The 19,882-nt window shown below is 33.8% G+C and carries 17 protein-coding genes and 2 tRNA genes; 12 read left to right on the plus strand and 7 right to left on the minus strand.

Annotated features, from left to right (window positions below; translation table 11 throughout):
- A partial coding sequence (locus P8H68_RS04180) for a fasciclin domain-containing protein (RefSeq protein WP_300322051.1) occupies positions 1–671 on the plus strand: 671 nt, incomplete at its 5' end.
- A gap of 125 nt (positions 672–796) precedes the next feature.
- Positions 797–1,744 (plus strand): aldo/keto reductase, encoded by a 948-nt coding sequence (locus tag P8H68_RS04185; protein WP_300322054.1) that lies wholly within the window; start codon positions 797–799, stop codon positions 1,742–1,744.
- A 7-nt stretch (positions 1,745–1,751) separates the two neighbouring features.
- Here P8H68_RS04185 and P8H68_RS04190 read toward each other — a convergent pair whose 3' ends face one another.
- From P8H68_RS04190 to P8H68_RS04205, 4 genes are all read right to left on the minus strand, one after another.
- Positions 1,752–2,261: a hypothetical protein gene (locus P8H68_RS04190; RefSeq protein WP_300322056.1), complete on the minus strand. Its 510-nt coding sequence runs from the start codon at positions 2,259–2,261 to the stop codon at positions 1,752–1,754.
- Positions 2,262–2,430: 169 nt separating this feature from the next.
- Positions 2,431–2,504: transfer RNA gene (locus P8H68_RS04195), tRNA-Arg, on the minus strand.
- 60 nt (positions 2,505–2,564) lie between these two features.
- Positions 2,565–2,798 carry a DUF2007 domain-containing protein gene (locus P8H68_RS04200; RefSeq protein WP_300322058.1) on the minus strand — a complete coding sequence of 78 codons (234 nt, stop codon included), beginning with the start codon at positions 2,796–2,798 and terminating at the stop codon, positions 2,565–2,567.
- Positions 2,799–2,814: 16 nt separating this feature from the next.
- The gene (locus P8H68_RS04205) at positions 2,815–2,964 is read right to left on the minus strand and encodes an SsrA-binding protein (protein ID WP_300322060.1); all 150 of its coding nucleotides are present in this window, start codon (positions 2,962–2,964) and stop codon (positions 2,815–2,817) included.
- A gap of 120 nt (positions 2,965–3,084) precedes the next feature.
- Between P8H68_RS04205 and P8H68_RS04210 the strand changes: the two genes are divergently transcribed.
- Positions 3,085–4,020 carry a calcium/sodium antiporter gene (locus P8H68_RS04210; protein WP_300322062.1) on the plus strand — a complete coding sequence of 312 codons (936 nt, stop codon included), beginning with the start codon at positions 3,085–3,087 and terminating at the stop codon, positions 4,018–4,020.
- 92 nt (positions 4,021–4,112) lie between these two features.
- On the opposite strand, the gene P8H68_RS04215 is transcribed toward P8H68_RS04210, so the two are convergent.
- Positions 4,113–5,126 (minus strand): glutamine synthetase beta-grasp domain-containing protein, encoded by a 1,014-nt coding sequence (locus P8H68_RS04215; protein ID WP_300322064.1) that lies wholly within the window; start codon positions 5,124–5,126, stop codon positions 4,113–4,115.
- Between the two features lie 284 nt (positions 5,127–5,410).
- Here P8H68_RS04215 and P8H68_RS04220 point away from each other — a divergent pair, with 284 nt between their 5' ends.
- The 3 genes from P8H68_RS04220 to P8H68_RS04230 all read left to right on the plus strand — a co-directional run bounded on the left by P8H68_RS04220 (position 5,411) and on the right by P8H68_RS04230 (position 10,712).
- On the plus strand, positions 5,411–6,589 hold the full coding sequence (locus tag P8H68_RS04220; protein ID WP_300322066.1) for an AIR synthase related protein: 1,179 nt from the start codon (positions 5,411–5,413) through the stop codon (positions 6,587–6,589).
- Positions 6,590–6,789: 200 nt separating this feature from the next.
- A complete protein-coding gene (prfA, locus tag P8H68_RS04225; protein ID WP_300322068.1) occupies positions 6,790–7,866 on the plus strand; it encodes a peptide chain release factor 1 in 1,077 nt (358 codons plus the stop codon).
- A gap of 401 nt (positions 7,867–8,267) precedes the next feature.
- Positions 8,268–10,712, plus strand: a complete 2,445-nt coding sequence (locus P8H68_RS04230) for an outer membrane beta-barrel family protein (RefSeq protein WP_300322070.1) — start codon at positions 8,268–8,270, stop codon at positions 10,710–10,712.
- A 750-nt stretch (positions 10,713–11,462) separates the two neighbouring features.
- Here the strand turns inward: P8H68_RS04230 and uvrB are convergent.
- Together uvrB and P8H68_RS04240 are read right to left on the minus strand one after the other, a co-directional pair.
- On the minus strand, positions 11,463–13,448 hold the full coding sequence (gene uvrB, locus P8H68_RS04235) for an excinuclease ABC subunit UvrB (protein ID WP_300322072.1): 1,986 nt from the start codon (positions 13,446–13,448) through the stop codon (positions 11,463–11,465).
- A gap of 92 nt (positions 13,449–13,540) precedes the next feature.
- Positions 13,541–14,344, minus strand: coding sequence for a T9SS type A sorting domain-containing protein (locus P8H68_RS04240; RefSeq protein WP_300322074.1), 804 nt, complete (start codon positions 14,342–14,344; stop codon positions 13,541–13,543).
- 383 nt (positions 14,345–14,727) lie between these two features.
- Between P8H68_RS04240 and P8H68_RS04245 the strand changes: the two genes are divergently transcribed.
- The 6 genes from P8H68_RS04245 to P8H68_RS04270 form a co-directional block, all read left to right on the plus strand.
- Positions 14,728–15,921 (plus strand): serine hydrolase, encoded by a 1,194-nt coding sequence (locus P8H68_RS04245; protein ID WP_300322076.1) that lies wholly within the window; start codon positions 14,728–14,730, stop codon positions 15,919–15,921.
- Between the two features lie 152 nt (positions 15,922–16,073).
- Positions 16,074–16,147: transfer RNA gene (locus P8H68_RS04250), tRNA-Asp, on the plus strand.
- 218 nt (positions 16,148–16,365) lie between these two features.
- Positions 16,366–17,646 (plus strand): site-specific integrase, encoded by a 1,281-nt coding sequence (locus P8H68_RS04255; RefSeq protein ID WP_300322078.1) that lies wholly within the window; start codon positions 16,366–16,368, stop codon positions 17,644–17,646.
- A 134-nt stretch (positions 17,647–17,780) separates the two neighbouring features.
- Positions 17,781–18,251 carry a hypothetical protein gene (locus tag P8H68_RS04260; RefSeq protein ID WP_300322080.1) on the plus strand — a complete coding sequence of 157 codons (471 nt, stop codon included), beginning with the start codon at positions 17,781–17,783 and terminating at the stop codon, positions 18,249–18,251.
- A 130-nt stretch (positions 18,252–18,381) separates the two neighbouring features.
- On the plus strand, positions 18,382–19,674 hold the full coding sequence (locus P8H68_RS04265) for a porin (RefSeq protein WP_300322081.1): 1,293 nt from the start codon (positions 18,382–18,384) through the stop codon (positions 19,672–19,674).
- 113 nt (positions 19,675–19,787) lie between these two features.
- Positions 19,788–19,882 (plus strand): VOC family protein (locus P8H68_RS04270; RefSeq protein WP_366144928.1); only part of this gene is annotated, 95 nt, incomplete at its 3' end.

Consider the following 19,882-nt stretch of genomic DNA (forward strand, 5'->3'; position numbering starts at 1 on the left):
TAACTACAGAAGGATTGAAAAACGTTTTATTGTATCATGTGTTAGGAGCAGAAGTTAAAAGTAGTAGCGTTTCTACTGGATATGTTGCTACTGCAACAGAGGATAAGTTAAGCTTTTATGTGAATACTTCAGATGGTGTGATGTTAAATGACAAGGCAAAAGTGACCACTCCGGACGTAGATGCAAGTAATGGAGTAATTCATGTCATAGACAAAGTAATACTACCTTTAACGATTAATGAACTTATAGATTTAAATTGGGAGTTCTCTTCATTGCAAGCTTCGTTAGAAGCAGCCGATGGAGGTTTAGATGCTTTGTTTGCAGATGCTGAAGCAGGACCTTACACATTGTTTGCTCCAAATGATATGGCTTTCGTTGATTTATTGGACGAATTACAAGTACAAACTTTAGCTGATGTGATAGGAGCTATCGGAACGGATGGGTTGTCAAATGTACTTACCTATCACGCAGTTTCTGGAGTGGTGAGATCTGATGCAGTTCCGAGCGGAACAGTACCAACTGTAAATGGACAAAATATTACTATATCTACTACAGATGGTGTAGTAATAACCGATGTAGGAGGTGATATGGCAGGAGTTATCGCTACAGATATTCAAGGAACAAATGGTGTTATTCATGTAATCGATGAAGTTTTGATGCCATCACTGTGATTTTTTATTTATTTTTTTTTCGAAGAAAGAGCCTTCCTGAGGCTCTTTTTTGTTTTAATAAAAAGGGTATTTCTTGGATGGTTTTGAGCAAAGCAGTATGTTTATATTTCAATTGAGAAAGTGATATGCAAAAAATAGGACTAGGAACAGCTGCGATAGGTAGACCACAATACATTAATATAAAATCCAAAGAAACGAAACCCTTTGATAAAAAAAGCTTTACGGAGGATGGATTGAGTGTGTTAGAATTGGCTTACGAAAATGGCATTCGTTATTTTGATACCTCTCCTGGTTATGGAATGGCAGAATCGATTCTTATAGATTGGCTGAAGTCAAAATCGGATTCCGAAATAGAATTGGCCACCAAATGGGGGTATACTTACGTTGCAGAATTTAAAAAAGATGCCCTTGTTCATGAAGTAAAGGAGCATAGTTTGGAGAAATTAGTTTCGCAATGGGAAGTTTCAAAACAATTGAAACCATTTTTAAACACATACCAAATTCATTCTGCTACTTTTGAAACCGGTGTGTTAAAAAATAAAGAAGTGTTACACACGTTATCCGAATATCAAAAAAAAATCGATTTGAAAATAGGGCTCTCTACCACTGGTGCTAATCAATTGGAAGTTTTGAAAGAGGCATATGATGTTGAGGTAAATGGACAACAACTATTTGACGTTTTTCAGGTGACACATAATATTTTGGATCAAAGTGTGACTGAGTTTTGTAATAAAATGGCTCTTGATGAAAAAAGAATCATAGTGAAAGAAGCACTTGCAAATGGTAGGTTGTTACCCAATAAGAATTTTACACAGTATGATTTACTTTATAATGAATTGAAAAAATTAGCAAAGAAATATGATGTGGGGGCGGATGCTATTGCTTTGAGATTTTGCGTACAAAGTTTAGATTCTTATTCTGTGCTTAGTGGAGCCTTAGAAAAGGAACATTTACTAAGTAATCTAAAAGCGAATGGTTTCGTTTTAGAGGAAGAAGAGTTGTTTCTTTTAAAGTCTTTTGCCATATCAACCGATTCCTATTGGAACGAGAGAAAAAAGTTGAGCTGGAACTAAGGAATTCTTAAACCGGATTTATATTTTCAGGATCAGCAAACATACCAATGATGGTAAGCATCCAGAATAGGGTTCCGATTACTGTTAATACTATTTGATTTTGATTGAATTTTTCATCTTCTATGATTTCATAATCGCCAGAGTGTTTGATGCCATAATTAAATGCGTTTAATGCGGGAATCAAGCATAGAACGGATAAAAATGAAATGACCCATAAGCCACCCGGTAGTCGACTTGACATATTGAATGCTACAAATCCGATAAAATAGGCCATAGAGGAAAAACTTTCTTTGTAACCCGTTGATTTTGCAAATTCTTGAATTCTTTCAAATAACATATATAAAAAGAAAATAGCGAAAATAGCTCTTGCCGCGGGCATGATGTCCGATTGATCTCTTTCCCTAAAAATCTTCCATGTTTTATACATCCACCAAACATTATAAAGCCCAAGACTGACAATAAATAAAAAGATAAATTTTCTTACAGGGAGCAGTTCTATGGCGGGTTTTTCTTGCATTTTATTAATGGAGATAATTTTGAAAGATCAAATGTAATAAATCCAATTTTTATAGAAGCAGGTTTTGTCACAAAGGCATTTAAATTTATGTATCCCTATTTGATAAACCAAAAAATCCCTAAAAACATAAGTTTTAAGGGATTTTGTATCTAAAATCTATAAGATTTTGTGACCGCGATAGGATTCAAACCTATAACCTCTTGAGCCGTAATCAAGTGCGCTATTCAGTTGCGCCACGCGGCCGTTAAGCGGTTGCAAATATAGAGTTTTATTGCAATATGCAAAACAAAAATAGAAAAAAAATTAAATTAATTCTCCTTTAAACTTCTCCAGTATTTTACTCGCTTCTTTCAAGTCATCTTCATAGACTAAAAGTTCTACATGATCACCAAAAGATCCAAATCCTGCGAGTCTCGCCGATTCGGAATCGTTTTTTGTTATAAAAGGAATTTCAGCATCATTTAAATCTAATTGAAGTCGTTGAATTTCAATAAATGAAGCCGTATGTAATGCAACATGGTTTGATTCGTTTGCCATAGAATGTGTTTTATGATTATAAAGATTTTTTTGTAATGAAAGCTCTGTAGCCAATAATTGCGAGTTGCCATTTTTTAGCCTTGCTCATGTCTAATTGTTTTTTACCGAAAGAAGGTAAAACCAATTTATTGAATTTAGCAATTGATTTATACAACTGTTTTTTCATAGTTCTCCATTTTTGGGATGTATCTAAATTACAAAATAAATTGAAGATTTTTGTTAAAGTAAATTCAAAATTAAATCTGTCCTCTATAAGAATAGGTATATTTGTCACAAAATTATTAGAATGGATTTGTTATTTATTGTCGTTGGTTTGGTCTTATTAATCTTAGGAGGAGATTGGTTATTGAAATCTGCAGTAGGGTTTTCATTGCGTTTGCAAATACCTAAAATTATTATAGGTATGACGGTGGTTTCTTTTGCTACTTCAGCACCGGAACTAATTGTTAGTTTGAAATCGGCATTACAAGGACATTCTGATTTGGCTATGGGAAATGTGATCGGTTCTAATATTGCAAACCTAGCATTAGTGTTGGGAATAACGGTTTTGCTATCTGATATAAAAGTGACCCAGAGTTTTTTTAAAACCGACTGGCCTATCATGATGCTCGCTTCTATTTTGTTATACGTTTTTATCGTATTTGATGGTCAACTTGTAGCTTATGAGGGAGCTATTCTTTTTGGTGCATTGGTTGCCTTTTTGGTCTATATGCTAAAATTTCAAAAGACGGCTGTTGAGGATGAGATGCCAGAAGATGATGAAGAATTACCCTTGTGGAAAGCATTACTTTTTTTAGCTGTTGGTGGTGTTGCATTGTGGGGAGGATCTGAGCTATTGATAACAGGAGCTGTGGGATTGGCGGAACAATTTAATGTAAGTCAGAGAATCATCGGAGTCTCTATTGTGTCTGTTGGAACAAGTATTCCTGAATTGTCAGCTTCTATCATTGCTGTATTAAAGAAAGAAAAAGCCATCAGCTTGGGGAATTTATTAGGGTCTAATATTTTTAATATTTTGGCTGTTTTAGGATTGACAGCTGTCATCCACCCAATTGAAATTGTAGACAAGGGGTTGATAGAAAATGATATCTATTGGATGTTAGGAATTTCTTTTCTGATTTTACCACTAAGTTTTTTCTATAGAAAAATGAATTTCGGCAAACCTGAGGGAGGGATTTTACTCCTTATATATATTGCTTTTATCTATACAATGATTTTTTAGAGCTCCATTCGCTTTCGATACTTTTTTAATAAAAGAGCATAAAAAAAGCGTTCAAGATAACTTGAACGCTTTTTATATACATGTGCTTTGAACTAGCTAATAGGCTTAACTGTTTTGATAATTCTTGCAGCAATTTTGTATGGATCTCCGTTTGAAGAAGGACGACGGTCTTCTAACCATCCTTTGTATCCTTTTTCTACAGCGATAATTGGAATACGGATAGATGCTCCTCTATCAGATACACCCCAAGAGAAATCGTTGATAGATGCAGTTTCGTGCAATCCAGTCAAACGTTGCTCGTTATGTGCTCCGTATACTTCAATATGTTCTTTTGTTACAGGACGGAAAGCCTCACAGATTTCAGCATATTTCTCAGCAGAACCACATTCTCTTAAAACAGAGTTAGAGAAGTTAGCGTGCATTCCAGAACCATTCCAGTCTCCTTTGATTGGTTTTGGGTGGTATTCAATGTACCATCCGAATTTTTCAGTCAAACGATCTAATAAATATCTAGCGATCCAAATTTCATCTCCAGCTTTCTTAGCTCCTTTTGCAAACAATTGGAATTCCCATTGTCCAGATGCAACCTCTTGGTTGATTCCTTCAAAGTTCAATCCAGCTTCGATACATAAATCAGCATGCTCTTCAACGAAGTCTCTTCCGAAAGTGTTTTTTCCACCAACTGAACAGTAGTACATTCCTTGAGGCCCTGGGTAACCACCGATAGGGAATCCTAATGGTAATTGAGTATCTCTATCCATGATGAAGTATTCTTGCTCAAATCCGAACCAGAAATCGTTATCATCATCTTCAATCGTAGCACGACCGTTAGATTCATGTGCAGTTCCATCAGCATTTAATACCTCAGTCATTACTAACCATCCGTTTACACGAGCAGGATCTGGATAGATTGCTACAGGTTTTAAGATACAGTCAGATGCTCCACCAGAAGCTTGTTGTGTAGATGAACCATCGAAAGACCAGTTGTCTAATTCTTCAAGTGTTCCTTGGAAGTTTTCATGCTCCTCAACTTTAGTTTTACTTCTTAAGTTTTGAGTTGGCTTGTAACCGTCCAACCAAAGGTACTCTAATTTAATTTTAGCCATAATTCTATAATGTATTGTTTATATGTTTCTATGATAAATTTATGAAGTGACAAATATAAGACATAATTTTCTTTCAAGTATTAAAAAGTACGTAAAAATACGTAGAAAAATAAATTTTTAATGGAATGTTTGATTTCAAATTAATTTATTTAGAATATCTTATTTTCAACCTCTTAATATTGCAAAATCTTAAATCCTTTCTGCGTATATTAAAGTTCAATCAATTGGCTAAAAATTGATTTCAAATAAGTAACTTTGCATTTTTCAAATTCAAAGAAATTAGAATGAGTTCAGAAACTAGTAAAAGGTATAGTCAAAGAGGGGTGTCAGCTTCTAAAGAAGATGTTCACAATGCTATTAAAAATGTAGATAAAGGTTTGTTTCCACAAGCGTTTTGTAAGATAGTACCGGATCATTTAACAGGTGATAAGGAGTACTGTTTGATTATGCATGCAGATGGTGCAGGTACCAAATCTTCACTGGCTTATATGTACTGGAAAGAAACTGGTGATATTTCTGTTTGGAAAGGAATTGCCCAAGATGCATTGATCATGAATATTGATGATTTATTATGTGTTGGTGCAACGGATAATATCATGTTATCTTCGACGATTGGTAGAAATAAAAATTTGATTCCTGGTGAAGTTTTGTCTCAGATAATCAATGGAACAGAAGAGTTGTTACAGGAGTTGAAAGAGTTTGGAGTTGAAATTCATTCTACAGGTGGTGAAACTGCGGATGTAGGTGATTTGGTACGAACGATTATTGTGGATTCAACAGTAACTGCAAGAATGAAAAGAGCTGATGTGGTTAACAATGCAAACATAAAACCTGGAGATGTTATTGTAGGGTTGGAGTCATTTGGACAAGCGACTTACGAGAAATCTTATAATGGTGGAATGGGAAGTAACGGACTTACTTCTGCTCGTCATGATGTTTTTGATAAATATTTAGCAGATAAATATCCTGAAAGTTACGATGCTGCAGTACCAGAAGAGTTAGTATATTCAGGAAAAGTAAAATTGACGGATGCGGTAGAGAACTCTCCTATAGATGCGGGTCAGTTGGTATTGTCTCCAACAAGAACCTATGCTCCGATTATAAAAGAAATTTTGGGTAAATTCTCTGCAGAAGAAATCCATGGTATGGTGCACTGTAGTGGTGGTGCTCAAACTAAAATTTTACATTTTGTAAAAGATTTACATATTATAAAAGATAATATGTTCGAAGTTCCTCCATTGTTTAAATTGATTCAAGAGCAATCTGGTACAGATTGGAAAGAAATGTATCAAGTATTCAATATGGGTCACAGAATGGAGATCTATGTACCAGAGGAAATTGCATCTCAAATTATTGAGATTTCAAAGAGTTTTAATGTTGAGGCTAAGGTTGTTGGTAGAGTAGAGGCTTCAGAAAGTAATAAGTTGACAATTTCTAGTGAATTCGGAGAATTTATTTATTAGAAAACCTTCAATATATAGTTTTAAAAAGCACCCAGTTGGGTGCTTTTTTTGTAATTGATTTTTTTTGTGATGTAAGATCAAAACTGTCTGCAATAGGGGAGTGTTTTTGTTTGTTTTTTTACGATTTAAACAATCGAACAGAAAACACTGTAAAATGATAAAAAATCGTAAATTTGCCTTTCTTAAGCAAAGGATAAAAGATGTTAGATAAGATTAAAATATTTAAGCAACGTTTTGATGAGGTGTCGGATTTGATCATACAACCGGACATTATCATGGACCAAAAGCGTTATGTGAAGCTTAATAAAGAATATAAAGATTTAGGACAGATTGTTGAAAAATCTAATGAATACGAGAAGTTATTAAATAATATTGCGGAGGCTAAAGAAATCATTTCAGACGGATCAGACGCTGAAATGGTAGAAATGGCAAAAATGGAATTGGACGAAGCAAATGAACAAATCCCTCAGATTGAAGAGGAGATTAAATTTATGTTGATTCCAAAAGATCCTGAAGATGGTAAAAACGTAATTGTTGAAATTAGAGCCGGAGCAGGAGGGGATGAAGCAAGTATATTTGCTGGTGATTTGTATAGAATGTATACAAAATATAGTTCTGACAGAAACTGGAAAGTAGAAGTTGAAGACATTAGTGAGGGAACTTCTGGTGGATTCAAAGAAATAATTTTCAGTATTTCTGGTGCGGATGTGTATGGAGATATGAAATTTGAGTCTGGAGTGCACCGTGTACAACGAGTTCCTCAAACAGAAACTCAGGGTCGTGTGCATACTTCAGCTGCTACAGTGATGGTATTGCCAGAGGCGGAAGAGTTTGATATCGATATGAAAATGAGTGATATTAGAATTGATTATTTCTGTTCTTCAGGACCTGGTGGTCAGTCGGTAAATACAACTTATTCTGCGGTACGTTTGACGCATATTCCATCTGGATTGGTGGCGCAATGTCAAGATCAAAAATCTCAGCATAAGAACAAAGACAAGGCCATGAAAGTATTACGTTCTAGATTGTATGAACAAGAACTAGAGAAAAAATTGGCAGCGGATTCTTTGAAAAGGAATTCATTAGTTGCCAGTGGTGATAGATCTGCAAAAATTAGAACATACAACTATCCTCAAGGACGTGTCACAGAACACAGAATTGGAATGACCCTTTATGATTTACAAAATGTAATCAATGGAGATATCCATAAAATTATTGATGGTCTTAAGTTGGCTGAAAATACAGAAAGATTAAAAGAGTTAGGAGAAGCTCTTTAAAAATATAAAGTTTATAAAAAAAGCTGCTAACATTTGTTAGCAGCTTTTTTTTTTGAGTCCATAAAAAAATCGGTTGTGTCTCAGGCACGAGTTCACAACCGAAATAATTAACCGACTACTAATTTAATTTATCTAATTTCAATAAAATTCAATCTAAAAAAAAAGAGTAAAAAAACGGATGAACATTAAGGGGCGTATTTCATCCGTTTTTTACAATAACCATTTAATTACTCTTACTTACTGTAAAATTAGACTATTCATACGTTCCCCACAATAACCATAATTAAGTGAATTTACAACTCCCTATTTATAGGGGTGTGTTATTAGTTGTAAATAGTACTTTGTTTTGCATAGTACTATTTATTTTATATATTTGTGTCGAAATAATAAAAAATCTAACTATGAAATCCTTATTTATTTTTTGTTTTGTCTTTGTAACTGCTTCTTTTACAGTGAGTGCGTCTGAAGATGTATTGGGTGTGATTACAGGGCAAGTGTTTGATAAAGAAAGCAATCAGCCGTTGCCATATGTGAATATTGAGATACAAGACGGTCAAGGGAAGACAATTTCTGGAACCATAACAGATGACAAAGGCTACTTTGAAATCAAAAAAATTCCACAAGGAAATTTTAAAGTGCTGATTTCTTTTATTGGTTACGAAACATTCCAGAAAAAAATTGAAATTTCTAAAAAAAGAAAAAGGTACGATTTAGGGAAATTAACACTTTCAGAAACAAGTTCTGAGTTAGACGAGGTAGTTGTTGTGGCAGAAAAATCTACTGTAGAGCAAAAGATTGATAGAAAAGTCATTAATGTAGGAAAGGATTTAACTTCTGTGGGAGCCACTGCGGCGTCGGTGTTAAATAATGTGCAGTCCGTTTCTGTGGACAGCCAATCTGGGAATATTAGTTTGAGAGGAAATGAAAACGTAAGAATTTTAGTAGACGGAAAACCGACAAATGTACCTGAAGCGCAATTATTAAAACAAATTCCTTCTACCTCTATTAAGAGTGTGGAGTTGATAACCAATCCTTCTGCCAAATATAATCCTGAAGGAATGAGTGGTATCATCAATATTATTCTACATAAGAATTCTAATTTAGGATTCAATGGTTCTGTAAATACAGGTCTGACTTATGGTGAGAATCCTAGATATAATTATTCTACCAATATGAACTTTAAAACAGGAAGGGTAAATTTCTTTGGTAATTATGGATACAATAATGGAGACAATACAAATTATGGTATTGTTTTAAGAGATGATAATAGTATACAGCAAGATTTTAATTTTGAATCTAATTATGCCAATCACATTTTAAAAGTAGGTGCGGATTATTACATAAATGACAAACATACTTTGTCGGTGTATACAACTCAAAACAAATCAAAGGATTCTCAGTTTTCTAGTACATTCATAACAGGAGCAATTCATTCCGATAGTCCGTCAGATATAGACAATGATGGGGATTCAAAAACGTATGATTTTGCCTATACGTTTGATATAAGGGAAGGAGAAAAACTTGAATTGGAGGCAAATATTTCTAATTATGATAGAGAGCAGGGTGCTGATTTTTACGAACGGGTGAAACCTTATGACAATACAAGGAATTATACGGATTATGTGGTGGACGACAAGGGGAGAGATCTGTATAATTTGGATTATACAAAGCACTTATCAGAAAAGACAAAACTGGAATTGGGCTTAGAAGCTCGCTATAATAGAACTAAAAATAGTTTGAATACAACACAGCATAATTTTGTGTATGATGATAACGGGAATAGAATTCCAAAAACAATTATCGTAGATGGAGAACTAGTTTCTTGGTACGAAACAGCACCTATAGGAAATAGTTCTTTTCGATATGATCGTGATATTTATTCGGTTTATGCCAACTACAATCAGCAATTTGATAAATTGACTATGCAATTAGGAGCAAGGTTAGAAAATTATGAGGTTCGTGGCGATTTTGCTCAGTCTGGAGAAACGGCCGAGTATACAGATAAAATATTTACGGTGTACCCATCCGCTTTTTTTACGTACAACCCAAATGAAAAAAATCAGTATCAATTCAGTTATAGTAGAAGGGTGGACAGACCTTCTATTCAGCAAGTAAATCCTATTAGAGAATGGAGTACGCCGCTAATTACTTCTATCGGAAATCCTGAATTGAGACCTCAGTTTACCAATTCATTTGAAATCAGTTACATGCGTCAGTATGAGAAAGGATCTTTTACCGTTGGTACTTTTTTAAGAAAGATAAATGATAATATAACTAGAGTTTTGAATATTGATGAGTTTGATGAAGATAAATTAGAACTTTCCTATATCAATTCAGCTGCTAGTGATAGGTATGGATTTGAATTGTCTAGCAACCATGCTTTTTCAAATTGGTGGAGAATGAATGCAAGTATGGATTTGTATATTCAAAGAGAAAGTGGAATCGCAAATAATGAACTGATAGAAGTGCAAAACAATGCTTTTAATTTTAGGATCAACAACAATTTCACCGCAACTAAAGATTTACGATTGCAACTGTTTGCGATGTATAGAGGAGGTGGACAATCCATTCAATTTAATGTAGATCCTATGTGGATGGTAAATACCGGTGCTAGTTATAATATATTAAAAGGAAAAGGAACACTGACACTGAATTTTAATGATATTTTTAAAGGCATGAAATTTAAGTTTACCTCAGACAAACCTATTCCTCAAAGAGGACAGTTTAACTGGGAGAGTAGAACCGTCTTCTTAGGTTTTATGTATAATTTTGGAGGTGGAAAAAATAAAGCAAGAAAAAGAAAAAACAGAGATTCCAATGAAGCCAGTTCTGGTGGGTTTATCTAGTCCGATTTATTGGACTAGAATACGAGACTTCGACAGGCTCAGCCTCCGGATTCTTAGTTTTTAGTTATTGGTATTTGGGTTTTGACACCTGATTCCTGATTCCTGACTCTTCAAGTCAAGCCCTGTCAGTTCGAGTGATCCATTTTTCATGGATTGTATCGAGAACTATTTGGGTACTACTTCTCGATACAAATTTCTTCATTTCATTCATAAATTCACTCGAAGTGACAAAATGCAATAACCGCATTAGATGTTTTTATACTTGATTTAAGACACAAGACACAAGACACAAGACACAAGACACAAGACACAAGACACAAGACACAAAATTCAGGATTCCTGGTTTCTTGATTCTTGTCTCCTGCTACTAATACATGAGACTTTGATAGGCTCAGCCTCCGTAATCCTGTCCCGAGGCTTATCGAAGGGTTACTCTTGATTCTTGTTTCCTGACTTCTTGCCTCTTGCTACCAAGCCCTGTCAGTTCGAGTGATCCATTTTTCATGGATTGTATCGAGAACTATTTGGGTGCTACTTCTCGATACAAATTTCTTCATTTCATTCATAAATTCACTCGAAGTGACAAAATGAAATAACGGCATTAGATGTTTTTATACTTGCTTCCTGACTCCTGATACCTGGTACTAATACATGAGACTTTGATAGGCTCAGCCTCCGATTAAACTCCTCCGGACCCTGAGTCGGTTATTGAGGTTCTCGAAATACTGTCGAAGGGTGTTTCCTGCTTTTCTACAATTTTTCTTTTAACTCTTTTATTTGATCTCGCAATTTGGCAGCTACAATAAAATCAAGATTTTTAGCGGCAGCTTCCATTTCTTTTCTTGCTTGATTGATTCTCTTTTCTATTTCTCCTTTTGTCAAATAGGTAAGATCTTGTTCTGCGGCAATATTTTCATCAATAGAAGAATAAGAAGTTCCTTGGTTTTCTAATAACGCGTTGTCAATTTTTTTAATAATTTGTTTCGGAGTAATGTTGTTTTTAACATTATAGGCAATTTGTTTTTCTCTCCTTCTTGCAGTTTCAGAAATGGTCAACTCCATACTTTTGGTAATTTTATCTCCGTACATGATGGCTTTACCATTTACATTTCTTGCAGCTCTACCAATAGTTTGTGTTAAAGATCTATGTGATCGTAGGAATCCTTCTTTATCAGCATCAATAATTGCCACTAAAGAAACTTCAGGTAAATCCAATCCTTCTCTTAATAGGTTTACTCCAATCAAAACATCAAACAAACCTTTTCTTAAATCTTGTAATATTTGAACACGTTCAAGCGTATCAACATCAGAATGAATATACCTACAACGAATTTGTATTCTCGTCAAGAATTTGGCCAACTCTTCCGCCATTCTTTTGGTAAGTGTAGTTACTAATACTCTTTCATCTAGTTCTATTCTTTGTTGAATTTCTTCCGTTAAATCGTCTATCTGGTTTTCACTCGGGCGCACTTCAATAATTGGATCTAATAAACCAGTAGGTCTAATGACTTGCTCTACAAAATGTCCTTCCGTTTTTTCTAATTCATAGTCGGCTGGAGTAGCACTCACGTATAATACTTGATTTTGTACTGCTTCAAATTCTTCAAACTTTAAAGGTCTGTTGTCCATGGCAGCGGGCAATCGAAAACCAAATTCAACTAGGTTTTCTTTTCTAGATCTATCGCCACCATACATGGCATGTGTCTGAGGTACGGTTACGTGACTCTCGTCAATAACCATTAAATAATCTTCAGGGAAATAATCCAATAAGCAAAAAGGTCGAGTCCCAGGTTCTCTTCCATCTAAATATCTCGAATAATTTTCAATTCCACTACAATAGCCCAATTCGCGGATCATTTCTAAGTCAAACTCAGTACGTTCTTTTAGTCTTTTTGCTTCTAAGTGTTTGCCAATTTCCTTAAAGTAATCTACTTGCTTCACCATATCTTCTTGTATCTGGTGGATGGCATTCTGCAGAATATCTGGGGAAGTAACAAATAAATTAGCAGGATAAATATTTAAAGTTTCAAATTTTTCTACGACGGTATTATTTTCAACATCAAAAGATTCAATCTCTTCTATTTCATCTCCAAAAAAATGAACTCTATAGGCGAATTCTCCGTAAGAAGGATAGATGGTAATGGTATCTCCTTTTACCTTAAAGCTTCCACTTTTAATTTCTGTTTCGGTTCTAGAATATAGACTTTGCACTAACATATGCAAGAATTTGGTTCTCGCCAAAACTTGATCTTGCTCTATGGTAATTACATTTTTTTTAAATTCAACGGGGTTTCCAATACCATACAAACAGGATACAGAAGCAATTACCAAAACATCTCTTCTTCCAGAAAGAAGTGCAGAGGAGGTGCTGATTCTCAAACGTTCAATATCATCATTGATAGAAAGGTCTTTTTCTATAAAAACTCCGCTAGAAGGTATGTAAGCCTCTGGTTGGTAATAGTCGTAATAAGAAACAAAATATTCAACGGCATTGTTTGGGAAAAATTCCTTGAACTCAGCATATAGCTGTGCTGCCAATGTTTTGTTATGTGCCAATACTAAAGTAGGCCTGTTTACGTTTTGAATTACATTAGCTACCGTAAAAGTTTTTCCAGAACCTGTAACCCCTAAAAGATTCATGTATTTTTCATCCTTTAAAATACCCTCTGTTAGTTGCTTGATGGCTTCCGGTTGATCTCCTGTAGGTTTGTATGCTGATTGTAATGTAAAATCCATCCTGCAAAAATAAATGAACCATTTGACTTCAAGTTTGTTTCTTTACTTTTTTTGATAAACATCTAAGGAGTTTTTCTTACTTTTTAATAGTACTATTCGATAACAACCTGTTTGATAAATTGTTTATTGTTTTCATCAGTCACCTTAATTAGGTAAATCCCTGAATTAATATTGGATACGTCTAATATTTTTGCTTGTCCAAAATCTTTTACCAAGTCACCTAGCATAGAATATAGTTTCACATCTTGAATGTCAATATCTACATTGATATGGATAAATTCATTCGCTGGATTTGGGTAAATGTTAAAGTTTTCAGAAGTTATTTTATTATTGTTTAGCAAAACACCTGCAATTTCATAAGCTCCTGCATCATAAATAACAGATCGAGTATACCCTCTTTGATCCGATGTCGGTAAAGTAATTCGAGTAGTAGAAGAACAATAATCTTCAGAATTGCTACCACCACTGATAACGATCACGTGGGTATTACCACCTTCGTCACTTAACGAACCTGCCAAACCTGCAAAAGTAGCTGTTTTTCCTTTTTCATTATTAAGATCTTGAACCGCCGCAAAAGAATTAAGACCTCCAAGAATATTATTAATAACATCATTTGCATTGGAGTTGGCAAAATTCAAAGCTTTTTTACTCACATCATCTGCACTCACAACAATGGAATTATAAATATTAAAGTGAGGGCCTGTTGTTGCAGATCCGTTAGCAAATGTAATTCCGGATTTTGCATCATCATCACTTGTATTATATGCAACGGTGCAGTGCACCATTCTTAGACTTGTGTTTGTGTCACCAGTAGTTATAGAGCCACTTCCTCCTGCAACAAAATCTACTCCTATTGTGTGTACTGCTCCTCCTGTAATAACAGCGTAATTATTCACGATTGTTACATTTTCGAAATTTGCGTCAATCGTATACTCATCTCCATATTGGTGATTTCCGTTTATAGCAAATCCTCCACCTGATTTTAAAGTACTATTTTTGATGGGATTAAAGAATATACGCTTAAAAAGGGAGAAACGATATTGATCCCAGCGACAATCAAAAAGATATCCTTACAATGTGATGTTAAATCTGAGCTTTTAGAAGTTTATTACTAGTGTTTTAAGCCCCAATAAAAAAACTTTTCGGTTATTTTTTACCTCAAGACAGTAGTTTTGAGGTTTTTTTATGAAAATGAGGATTTAAGTAATCTTAAACAATCATTTTTTTGCTAAACCAAGAGATAATGTTAATTTGCAAGTTGATTTAATGAAAGAACTTTTTGAGAAAAAAAATATTCCTTATTGCTGTTATTTTGATTTCGGTTTTCCTGTTTTTAAAACTAGGAAGAACCTCAAACTATACGCAAAAGACAATTCAAAAAATAGAGAAAGACAGTATTAAAACAATTCCTAGAGAAAAAGGAGTAGTTGTAAAAGAATACCCAAGTTCTGAAGTCGCTAAAGTGACACATAAAATGGATTCACTTTTAAAAAGAATTCATAAAAGATATGATTTTCACGGGGCTGTGTTGGTTGCAAAAAATGGAAAAATCGTTTATAACAATCAAATTGGTTATGCAGATTTTAGAAGTAAAAAATTACTGCATGAAACATCTGCTTTTCAAATAGCCTCCGTTAGTAAACAGTTTACCGCGGCTGCCATTGTACTTTTAGAGGAGAGAGGGTTGATTCAATATTCGGATTCTGTAGCTCAGTATTATCCCGATTTTCCTTACAAAGATGTAACCATAAAACATTTGTTGACACATACCTCTGGCTTGCCAAAATATTTTTGGGTTGCTGAGCATAAGTGGGAGGAAAAAGAACCTCCTAGCAATGCAGAGATGATGGCTTTGTTAGAAGAAACCGAAACACCTCGATTTTTTAGAGCAGGTAGGAATTTTGATTATTCGAATACAGGTTATTTTGTATTGGCATCTATCGTAGAAAAAATTAGTGGAATGGCGTATGCTGATTTTGTTGCTCAAAATATTTTTGAACCTTTGGGCATGAAGAATTCTTTTGTGTACAGTTATAAAAAGGATACGATTAGAAGCAATCAATTAACTGGGTATCGTTTGTATAAAGGTTGGCGTCATTTAAAAATTAGAGGAACGGTTAACGATGCCATTGTGGGTGATAAAAATGTGTATGCCAATACAGAAGATTTGTACAAATGGAATTATGGTTTGCATCATGGAATGTTATTGTCTAAAGAATCCTTGGCATTAATGCAAACTAGAGGGAAAACAAAGTATGGAAGAAATGTACCCTATGGTTTCGGTTTTAGATTGGACCATGGCAAAGAAGGCAGAGTATATCACTATGGAAAATGGAATGGATTTAATACAGGGTTGATTCAATATCCCAAGGATGATATGGTAATAATAATTTTAGAGCATACAAGTTATAGATCTATTGCTTCTTTGAATTCAAAAATTAAGAGAATTGTGGATGAAAATCTCGAAAGTTAAAATACTTTTCACAAGAATTGTTTTTTTAATTATTTGTAAATGAAAGGACTAAGGGATGTGGTTTTTGTTAGAAGAAAATAAACCTAATTTTTATGTAAAAAAGCTTGTGAGAAACGTGAATACAATGTAAATTTGCAACCGCTAACAGCAACGGTCTGGTAGTTCAGCTGGTTAGAATACCTGCCTGTCACGCAGGGGGTCGCGGGTTCGAGTCCCGTCCAGACCGCAAAGGCAAAATTAAATAAGCTTAAAACCTTGTAAACAGTATGTTTTCAAGGTTTTTTTTTGTTCCCTACTATCGAGTTATTTGATATTTATTCATATCTTAGGTCAACAAATCGGTCAACAGCTTATATTGTTGAATTTTGTTGACTACTTTAAGAAGTATATTATTAGTTGATTTGACTTTCGTCTAAAATGAGTTTAACTTAAAAGACGACAACTATGAAATCTTCAACAACTTTTTCAATCCTAATCTGGATTAATTCTTCGCGTGCCATAAATAATCAAGCAGAATTGTATGGCAGGGTTACAATTAATCAAAAAAGAACAAATATAAGTCTAAAGCGAAAGATTGATATTTCGTCATGGGATAAATCGAAATCCAAAGTAAAAGGGAATAGTCAAGAAGCGCGTGCTTTAAATCAGAATATAGATACCGTAAAAGCAAAAATTGTACAATCTTATCAAACGCTAGAATTAGAGAATAAACTAATAACACCTCAGCTGGTAAAAGCACGTTTTTTTGGAACCGATGTGCAGCATCATTCTCTAAAAGATATTTTTAAGTATCACAATGAGAATGTAGAACATAAGATTCATAAAAATACACTTCGTAGTTATAGAACAAGTCAACGATATATTCAAGAATTTATTGAAGAGAAGTGCAAAACTACAGACATGTACTTAACAGCTCTCAATCATGAATTTATTATTGGTTTTGAACGTTTTTTAAGAAACTATGTTTGTAAAGAAACAAAAAGAACGATTGCTAACAATACAGCAATGAAGCATATCCAAAGGCTAAAGAAAATGGTGAATATGGCTATTTCAAACGAGTGGTTAGATAAAGATCCATTTGTTAGGTTTAAATTTTCATTAGAAAAAAGAGAAAGAGAGTTTTTAACAGCGACAGAGTTAACGTTTATTGAGAATTATACAAGTAAAATACCACGTTTAGACCTGGTTAAAGATTTATTTATCTTTAGTTGTTATACAGGTTTAGCATATATAGATATAATCCAATTGACACCCGATAATATTCATTTGAGCATAGATGGAAATAATTGGCTTATTACTAAAAGACAAAAAACAAAAATATCCGTTCGATTACCGTTATTAGAAGTACCAAAAACAATACTCGAAAAATATCAAACAGATATTCGAATACTTTCTAAAAACATGGTATTCCCGAATATCTCCAATCAAAAAGTAAACAGCTATTTAAAGGAAATTGCAGATATCTGTGGTGTATCTAAGAACCTCACTTTCCATATGGCTCGACATACTTTTGCTACGACAATTACTTTGTCAAATGGAGTACCTATAGAAACTGTTTCAAAGATGTTGGGGCATACAAAAATTACCACTACACAGATTTATGCGAAGGTTATTGAAAGAAAAGTAAGTCAAGACATGAACAATCTACGTTCAATTTTAGAAAATAAAAAGGAAATAAGCTCAATCAATACAGATAATGACATTTATAATCAGAATATCGGTTAAAAACTAATTTTAGACAATCTCTTAGTATACAGAAACCTAGTAAAAACAAGTGTTAAGCTAAGGTTATGAAATTGTTTTGTAATAGTTTATCAATTCAATAGCTATTAATTTAGATGTATATCCTAATCAATGCTATGAAAAAGATAAATGAATTTACCGTTGTTTACAACGAATGTATTAAAACAATAGAGTCTAAAGAGCTCGAAGAAAAACAAGAACCCGGAAAAGCAAGAGCGTTTATCGTTTATGATGAGTTAAATAGACCTGTATTGACTCAAAATGGATTGCAACGTCCGCTTAACCAATGGTCTTATATATGGTATGATGATATAGGAAGACCCATAAAAACAGGGATGTATACCTATACAGCAGGCGCTGAGATTATAAGTAGAACAGCTCAACAGCAACTGGTAACCGATGCTCTTAAAAGAACCCGAAATTATATGTCGGATTATGTAAATTACGATAGTGGTACGATGGAAGTATTGACTGAAGTTTTTCGGGAACTCCAAATGTCAGTTTTGATTAATGTTAAAACCCGGTTTTTTGAATTGAATTCTTATAAAAAAGAACAAATAAATCTAGATCAAGCCACAGGAGTTTAACAATAGTACATTTTTTAGAGAACACGATTTTATTTGAATTTTAATTTCTTTACTTTTAGGAAATGCTTTTTTAGTTTGAATCTATTTATTTTGTCCCTGAATACCGTATCTTTATCTAGAAATTTTTACCATGAGAAATTTATTTGCTCTTACTTTTTTATTGAGTGTTTCGATTGGTTTTGGACAGAATAAAAATGAATTAGATTCTCTACAAAAAAACAATTCTTCTGAGTTGAAACAGCAGCCTGGTTTAGCTTTAGCGGCATCAAAAATATTTTTCTCAGAGAAAAAATATTCTATCAGTGGTTTTGGAGAGTTCAACTATGTTCCTTCACAAGGTATGGTAGATAAAAATATGGGAGATTTAGAATTGTATTATTCTGGATTGTATCGTTTTGCTACATTTTTTGGTTACCGAATTACAGATAAATTAATTTGGAATTCAGAGGTCCAGTTTGAATATATTCATTTCAAGCAAGAAGAAGCTCATTTGGAATTTGTATTTGAAGCTTTTGTAGATTTTTTATACAGAGATTATTTGAAAGCAAGAATTGGTTTTTACCCTTTGACTATTGGGTATGTGAATAATAATGATGAACCTATTATGTTTCATTCTGTGAATCGTTCAGAGGTAGAACGGTTGATTATTCCTAGTACTTGGATTGAGCTTGGCGTGATGTTCTATGGAAATATTTCTAACGATTGGAGTTATGCCTTAGGTTTCTCTCAAGGGTTGAATAGTGAACATTTTTTAAGTCCCACCTGGATTCGTCAAGGAAGAGAAATACGATTTGATGCTCCAAAATCAATCTCCATCAATCCTCAAATAAATTACACTGGTTTTAAGAATGTTACTCTTTCTCTTTCTGGATACTACGGAGAATCAGGTCAAGGAGCTACGGTTTTAGAAGATGCTACAGAGACTAAAATCAAAGGAAATATCAGTTTGACATCGGCTTATGCTAAATACCAAAAAGACAATTTTAGTTTCGTCGGGATTGGTACTTATGGGCAGTTAGAAGATACAGAAAAAATCTATCAACAAACATTATCAGCAACAGGGAATGGACAGGTATTAGGGAAAGAGGTGTATGGTTATTTATTTGAGTTTGGCTGTGATGTATTACCTTATTTGACAAAAAGTAAAATAAGGAAAGAAAATGAGAATTTTTTCTTCAATGCAAATGAACAAAAGCTGACACTGTTTACTCGATATGAACGATTGAATACACATTTTAATATTGAAACCGTTCTGGAGAACCTTCCAAAATCGGTGAATGATTTGAGCATATGGATTTTTGGAGTGAACTATAATACCAAAGAAAATATAGTCTTAAAAGCAGATTATCAACATAGAACTAATGTTGTACTACAAGATCAAATCAATCATATTTATGAAGTAGGTTTGGGGTTTATCTTTTAAGGATATCTTGAAAGATATTTCAAATTTCAAATTTGTCAAAGTTCAATAGAAATGATTAGCTTTATAGGATTCGTTTTTCATAAATTAATCTGAACAATTTAAAACAAAAAAATATGAAAGAAGCAAAATATCCTAGGTCGTTTTCACATGTAGGTATCACAGTTCCAGATATCCATAAGGCCGTTGAGTTTTATGGTGAGGTTATGGG

This window comes from Flavicella sp. (assembly GCF_029238425.1).
Lineage (GTDB): Bacteria > Bacteroidota > Bacteroidia > Flavobacteriales > Flavobacteriaceae > Flavicella.